The sequence below is a fragment of the Pantoea sp. A4 genome, from assembly GCF_000295955.2.
Classification (GTDB): Bacteria; Pseudomonadota; Gammaproteobacteria; order Enterobacterales; family Enterobacteriaceae; genus Pantoea; species Pantoea multigeneris.
Genome location: NZ_ALXE01000015.1, coordinates 1 through 1,166, shown reverse-complemented (window position 1 = coordinate 1,166; position 1,166 = coordinate 1). Strand labels below are relative to the sequence as shown.

The following is a 1,166-nucleotide window of genomic DNA, read 5'->3' as shown; positions in this document are numbered from 1 at the left end:
ACCCAGCCAGACCCGATCGGCCTGGTGGGCGGGATCAACCCCTACCAGTACGCACCTAATGCGCTGGTTTGGGTGGATCCGTTGGGGTTGGTATGTGAAATACCTTCGATACGAGGAACTCAATCAGGGTTCAAAAACCCTAGTCAGATTGATAAAATAAAAAGTAGCATGTTAGATGGTAAATATGATTTTCTAATTTCGAAGCATCAAATTGGCGGGCTTCTGGATAGTAAAGGTGTTTATCATATTGGAGATGGTCATCATAGAATGGCGGCAGCACTGGAAATTTATAAGGAAACAGGGAATGCTAAGCCAGTGCAATCATTAATAAAACATGGTCGTTGGGATTTGACTGACATGCCCCCCATGAATTCGGTGCCAATGCCATCACGAAGTTTTCTTGGTAATCTAATCAATAAAATCCACTTCATTTTTGGATGGTGACATGAATAGAATAGATATTTATATAAAAATGCTGGGGCTTGCTCTGCCATACATAAGAAATGTACAGTCGCATGGTTTCATTGTGAAGTCACGAGATAAATCATGTTATTATGAGGCCGATTTATTGCACAGTGTTGTTAATTCACTTAAGGAGGTTGAAATATCTAGCTGGGATATATACTTCTTAAATATTCAGGCTCGGTATTATATCGAGAATGCTAATGGAATATGTCCAAATTATCTTGCTCACAAAGGATGCATTATTAGTCTATTTAATCTCATTCCTGATCCTATGAAGAAGGATTTAGAATGGGATTGTCCTGAGCAATAACTGCATACATTAGTGATACTTACAGGAATTCTGCTTTATTCAGCCGAATCAGATGGCCTGTTTATCGGGATTACCTTGAGCTAGTATGTTATTAACGTGCTGGGTTGGGTAGCCCCGCGTGTTATAAGTAGATCAACAAATACAAAAATTATGTTGGTCTTGCTACTTCTGGGCATAGAAAACATATTCCTGAGCGCTTCAGTAGCCCTGCACTGACCTCGTATCGAGATTGCTGACAACGTCAACAACACGCAACAGCGATTTGCATCCGGGCAATGTCCTCAGCGCGGAAATCCTCGATACCTTCGGCGGCGGGCACCCAGACTGAGCGCGCCGATGCGTGTGGCGGAATGTTCATCTGGCGGGGCACACGGCTGGCAGAAGAGCGCAG

General features: G+C 43.1%; 1 protein-coding gene and 1 pseudogene. Both read left to right on the top strand.

From position 1 onward, the window contains the following. A pseudogene (locus tag B880_RS26850) lies at positions 1-444 on the top strand (RHS repeat domain-containing protein); the annotation flags it as partial. A gap of 1 nt (position 445) precedes the next feature. Next, positions 446-775, top strand: a complete 330-nt coding sequence (locus B880_RS0102995) for a hypothetical protein (RefSeq protein WP_017345887.1) — start codon at positions 446-448, stop codon at positions 773-775. Positions 776-1,166 lie beyond the last annotated feature (391 nt).

What these genes read in the sequence shown, in the direction of transcription:
- B880_RS0102995 (WP_017345887.1), top strand. Translation starts at nt 446, where the DNA reads ATGAATAGAATAGATATTTATATAAAAATGCTGGGGCTTGCTCTGCCA.